The following is a 5,533-nucleotide window of genomic DNA, read 5'->3' on the forward strand; positions in this document are numbered from 1 at the left end:
AGCAGCCAGTCGGCCGCCGGCAAACTACCCACCAAAGCCCTGGCTCCGGTATAGTCGCTGACTTGTCCGGCTGTGATGAAGAACCGTATCGGGCGCCCGATACTGTCGGTGATGGCGTGAAGCTTCGTGTTCATCCCGCCGTCCTCGGGGAAACGATCCACTGGATCGTCTCCTGATCCTCGAACTCCGTCCGATCAGCCTACCACGCCCCCCTTTTTCAACCGCAGGCTGGAAGCCGTGCGATGTGCCTTGAGATAAGTTGCGTCGATCATGATCGTCTTCCGTTCCGCGCCCTCGGCCGCCAACCCTTCCATGATCCTGGCGAACACCCCCATGTCGCTCCACCGCTTCCACCGGTTGTGGAGCGTCTTCGGCGGGCCATACTCGCTGGGGGGGCATCGCACCAGCGCAACCCGTTGCGATTGACGAAGACAATGCCGCTCAGGATCCGCCTGTCATCGACGCGGGGACGGCCATGGCTCTTAGGGAAGTACGGACGAAGGCGCGCCATCTGCGCCTCGGTCAGCCAAAACAGGTTGCTCATTCATGCGGTCTCCTCGCGGAGCCTGAATCACGACCAACGTCGTCAATCAATGGGTCCTGAGCCTAGATATATTGTACTAACCGTCGTTCTCCTATCGACGGGATCACGCTGTCGCTCGAAGGCATGCGGCTGACCGTAGAACCTTAACGCCATACACCCCATCCAGCTCGAGATCTTCGGATACGGAGGATTACGATCCCGAATCTTTTGACGATTCCGAAGGCGTGAGACGCGTGCGACAACGCCGGCGGGACGCGTCCTCGTCATGCTTCGGGCGCTCCGTGCTAGTGACGGACGACCTGATGGAATTAATCCTCATGACGTACGAACACTTCGCTGTCTAACCCAATCGCCTCTCGGAGCGAGGAAACCGGCGCGGCGTCAAGGTCTCGGCGCCGCTACACGGGTTTCCGCCATGCACGGCGCCGAAGGGTTCCCCGATCAGGCCGCGAGGGTCGCGGTGGACGTGACGGCGGGTTCGACGGGCACCAGGAGGGGGCCTGTCGGCGCGGGGAACGCGATCATCCGATTTGAGCCTTCGATGTCGAGCGGAGACTTCCGTGAGACCAGCAGATGGGCCGTCCAAAATGCCTCGACCATCGCGACCGGCCCTTCGGCGGCAACGCTGCGCATCGACCAGCATGGCCGGTAGATCTCCTTGAACCGGCGCAATCCCTGGAGGCCGTGGCGCGCCTCGTACCTTTCGTAGAAATGGTGTCCGATCCGTGAGACCAGGCTCTTTTCCCCCTCCCGATCAAGCCCGGACAGCGGCGCCGCGCAGAGATTGAAACGTTCCGCGCCACGCTCCTTGGCGGCGTCGATGGCGGCGGCGACGAGGCGGTGCATGGTTCCGCTCGGGGCCCCGGGCGCGTTCCGCATCAGGTCCAGCATCCACTCCGTCCCGTCCCCGGACGTCCAGAGGGTGATGAAGGCGACGAGCTGCCCCTGCAGCCTCGCCACGACGGAGACATGGCGTGAATTGAACTGCGGGTCCCAGTGTCCCATCGAAAAGCTCAGTTCGGGGCCGTCCTTCGCGTCGCACCATGCGGCCGCGACCCCGGCCATCTCCCCGAGCGGGGCACAGCCCGGTTCGAACACCTCTACCGTCACGCCCGCCTTCTCGGCCGCGCGGCATTTCCGGCGCAATTCGCGACGCTCGCGACCCGCGATGTCGAAGCCCCCGACATCCAGCACCCCTTCCTCGCCAAGGCTCTGGACGCGGAAGCCCGCCGCGATCCAGATCTCGCGTGATCGTTCGGTCGTCTTGTAACCGGCGAGCCGGGCTCCGGCCGCGCGCGCCTCCTCGTTCAGCCCGCGGATCACCTTCGGCCATTCCTCGACGGGCCCGATCGGGTCACCCAGCATCAGCCAAATTCCCGCGCCGATCCCGTACATGGCGAAGGCTTGGCAATCCGCCGGCGCATAAACGTGCTTGTCCCCGAGCTCGATCAGTGCGGCCTCCGCCTGATCCGCTTCGTCGCGCGTCCATTGCACGTGATCGACGACGGCGTCGGGTGACAGGAGTTCGGCCCCGGGCGCCTTACGTGCGCGCAGCAGAAGGACGATCGCGAGAAGGAGCGGCGGACCGTAATAGGTCGCCCGGTAAGTGAGGATCCCCGCCGTCATCACCTCGATCGGGATATCGGGCAGAGCGAGCAGCAGGATCGCCTCGAAGGGCCCGACCCCGCCGGGAAGGTTGGCGACATGACCGAGGGATAGCGCCATAAGGTAGATCGCGACGAAGCTTGGGATCGAGGGGAGCAACTCTCCGGGGAGCAGGACGGCGAGACAGAGGGCGGCGGGAACCGTATCGGCCAGGGCCAAGCCCGTCGCCTTGCAGAGCCAGGCCGCATCCGGACGCCGCACCTCGATCGAGAGGATGCGCAAGCGCTCGGGCATCCGACGGCCGCCGGCGATCGTGGCGCCGATGATGACGAGCGCGGTCAAGGCGGCAAAGCGTACGAGGCCCGCATCCGCACCGAAGGCACGCGCCGCCGGAGAAGGATCGATGCAGAGAAGCAGGACGAGGCTCACCCCGATCCCGGCGAAGAACCCGGCCGTCACGAAGCCCGACAGCGTGGCGATCTCCACCGCCCGGAGCCCGTTGGCACGATAGATGCGGCCCCGCGCGAGGCTTCCCGTAACGAGGCCGAAGCCCAGAACCTGCGCGATCACCGTGCCGGCAAAGCCACCTGCAAGGGCGCGCCGCCAGGGCACGTAGCGACGGAGCCGCGACAGGGCCAGAATGTCGTATCCCGACAGCGCCAGATGGCTTACCACGCCGAGGCCGAGCGCAAGGGCCACGCTCGCGAGGCCGATCGAGGCGGCGGCGTTCGCGAGGTCTGCGATGGTCAGGTCGGCGAACCGGTCGCGCACGAGGACGAGGCAAACGAGACCGACCAGGATCGCGCCCGCGGCCCGGAGGAGCATGCTTCGGCCGAGAACGACGGGACCGGACATGATGGAGGAAGACGACATGGACTCTACTCCCCGTTCGCGATGGTAGCGGCTTCCGGTCCAGTGCCGGCCATGTCGAGCAGATGCCGCACGATCCGGTCATAGGATTTGCCGAGATGGTGGCCGCCCTCGAAGGCGATCCTGTCGAGGCCCTCGATCTCGAGGTCCGGACACACGCTGCCGGCATCCTTCCGCCCGTAAAGGCAGGAGGTCGGCCCCAACCCGCCCCGGCCGACGAGATCGACGATGGCGGCCCCGACTTCGCTCGTCCCGCTCTCGCGTCCGAGCCAGCCGCCGAAAACGATCTCGAACCCGGTGCGCCGCTCGGGCGAGATCAGTCCGGTCCCCGCGATGCGGGACCGGAGGTCGTCTGGGACATGGGCAAGGGCGAAGGGCAGCACGTTTGCGCCGAAGGAAAAGCCCACGAGCAACAGTCTTTTCCGTCCGAGAACTTCCGCGAAATGTTCGTCGAGCAGGGTCAGGTCCGCCGCGATCTCTTCGGGGCGGCGTTCGCGCCAAAGGTACCGAAGGGAGGAGATGCCGACGACCGGAACGCCCGCCTCGGCTAGCCGATCGGCGATCTCCTCGTCGAAATGAGCCCAGCCTCCGTCCCCCGAGAGGAAGATCGCGTAGGTATCGCCCGGCGCCGATGCTCGGGCGTCGTGCATGGTGATCGGTATGTCGGAGAGATCCTTGGCCAGAGGTACGGTGTCGGTGTCGAAGGCCGCGTCGGTTCCGGCAAGCGAGAAGTAGCTCCGATAGAAAGTCTTCCGCGGATCCTCCGCCAACGACACGCCCCGCGCTCCTGAAAGGATTTCGACCTCAGAGGTCGCACCCGGCCCGACGAGATCGAGCCACCTGACCGGCGCCTTTCCGTCGAGCGGGTCGAGATCATCGAGAGCACAGAGCCCGCGCGACGACGCGTAGCCCTCCGTCACCAGACCCTTGTACCGCGAGTGCGCACTCCGCGCCGCGGCCAGTGCGAGGTCCGCAGCGTCGTCGATCGCAACGAGGACAGGCGCCCGGGCGGAGACCCCGGCATCGGCTTGGATCGCGTGGATCAGATCGGCTAGGCCGGTGCCGATACCGGCACAATCCGCCCCGACCGCGTCGAGAAGCCGGGCGCCGTCCACCCCCACGACCAGGCTGTGCGACCGCGCCAGGAACTCCGCGCGCGCCGCATGCTCCGAACTCCACCCCGCCGTGCCGGCGAAGAGGATTGCCGTCGACCGGGTCTCGATGCCCTGCGGGACCTGCACCGAGAGAACGGCGTCGCGACCCTCGCTGTCGGATGCGTTCGCAGCGTCGGACGCGGCCCCGGCAATCACGGATACGGCAAGGCACAGGCCCGGCAGAGCGAGGATGCGGCACCATCCTCGGGGATCGATAACGTTTCTCAAAGGCAGGCCCCTCGGCTGTTCGCCGCAGCCGATAGGCGATGAAGATTGACGTTCGATAAATTGTACCTTTCGTTGCGATCCGTCTCCGCCATGAACTGCGTTGGGTCTGCCCGAGGCTCAAACTTTTGAGTATGATGGAGCCATCATGGGCAAGGCGACGCACATGTTTTCTTCGGCCGTCCACGAGCGTGCGGTAAGGATTGTCCTCGACTGCGACCAGGTGCGTCACGGGTCTCGCTGGCGCGCCATCGTTACGCTTTTCGGGAAAGTCAACTGTTCAGCGAGTACGCTGAACGCCTGGAGCAAGAAGGTCGATGTCGGGCAGCGCGTCGGGAACTCGGGCGACACGGGCGTTAAGACCAAGCCATAATAGGCCGATACCGGTGCAAAAGGCCGGGCTCTACCTCTCGTAAGATCACCGTTGATCGGTGCCTAAGCTCATGATTTTCTTGTTTTTAGGGGATGGGAGGGTACGACGATGATAGGACGGTTGGCGGTTCAAGAGGCTCTTTTTGCACCGGTTCCGGATCGAGGGTCACGTCCCGTCCGATCATCTGCTTCGGCGTATCGACCGGGTTCTGGATTTCGACGCCATCCGTCCGCGGCTCGCTGCCCTCTATAGTCCGATCGGCAGGCCATCGATCGATCCGGAGCTGATGATCCGGATGCTGCTGGTGGGCTACCTCTACGGCATCCGGTCTGAAATGGAGCTCTGCGAGGAGGTTCACCTGAACTTCGCCTATAGGCGGTTCACCTTGGTTTCGACGCGGCTTCGGCGATGGTATCCGCTCCACTTCCTCCAGATCGTTCGGCCTACGCGTCCGATGGCACGCAGGGCTTCGTTGCGGCTCGCCGCGCCGGGACTATCCTTCTTCCACGGCTTTGCGTTCCGGCGGGGCGGGATGATTGCTTCCGCTCCACGGCCTGCGATGGCGTCACGGCAGGTGAGCCGGTGGTCGCCACCGGTTCGAGACCGCCGGCGAACGCCATCATAGGCTCCATCGGCGGTGATCGAGGCGACCGGCTCATCCGCGGGGATCTGCGACAGCAGGCCAGGCAATGAGGAGGAACAGGGATCGATCCAGTGGATCGATACCCCGACGAATGGCGCATCGCCTACGCCGCTCCCGGT

Annotated in this window: 3 protein-coding genes and 3 pseudogenes; 2 read left to right on the forward strand and 4 right to left on the reverse strand. The window is 65.2% G+C overall.

Going from position 1 to position 5,533, the window contains the following annotated elements; all coding sequences use genetic code 11:
- The 3 genes and pseudogenes from LX81_RS21500 to LX81_RS21510 form a co-directional block, all read right to left on the reverse strand.
- Positions 1-544 (reverse strand): annotated as a pseudogene (locus LX81_RS21500) (IS5 family transposase); the annotation flags it as partial.
- A gap of 441 nt (positions 545-985) precedes the next feature.
- On the reverse strand, positions 986-3,022 hold the full coding sequence (locus LX81_RS21505) for a bifunctional lysylphosphatidylglycerol flippase/synthetase MprF (RefSeq protein WP_111539283.1): 2,037 nt from the start codon (positions 3,020-3,022) through the stop codon (positions 986-988).
- Positions 3,023-3,027: 5 nt separating this feature from the next.
- The gene (locus LX81_RS21510) at positions 3,028-4,401 is read right to left on the reverse strand and encodes an AcvB/VirJ family lysyl-phosphatidylglycerol hydrolase (protein ID WP_111539284.1); all 1,374 of its coding nucleotides are present in this window, start codon (positions 4,399-4,401) and stop codon (positions 3,028-3,030) included.
- A 145-nt stretch (positions 4,402-4,546) separates the two neighbouring features.
- On the opposite strand from LX81_RS21510, the gene LX81_RS22665 reads away from it, so the two are divergent.
- Entirely contained in the window at positions 4,547-4,771 is a 225-nt protein-coding gene (locus LX81_RS22665) for a hypothetical protein (RefSeq protein ID WP_146259526.1), read from the forward strand.
- Between the two features lie 142 nt (positions 4,772-4,913).
- Positions 4,914-5,153: pseudogene (locus LX81_RS21520) on the forward strand (transposase); the annotation flags it as partial.
- Here the strand turns inward: LX81_RS21520 and LX81_RS21525 are convergent.
- Positions 5,150-5,533: pseudogene (locus LX81_RS21525) on the reverse strand (transposase); the annotation flags it as partial. The pseudogenes LX81_RS21520 and LX81_RS21525 sit on opposite strands and share 4 nt — an antisense overlap.

The sequence above is a fragment of the Palleronia aestuarii genome, assembly GCF_003253995.1.
GTDB classification, from domain to species: domain Bacteria; phylum Pseudomonadota; class Alphaproteobacteria; order Rhodobacterales; family Rhodobacteraceae; genus Palleronia; species Palleronia aestuarii.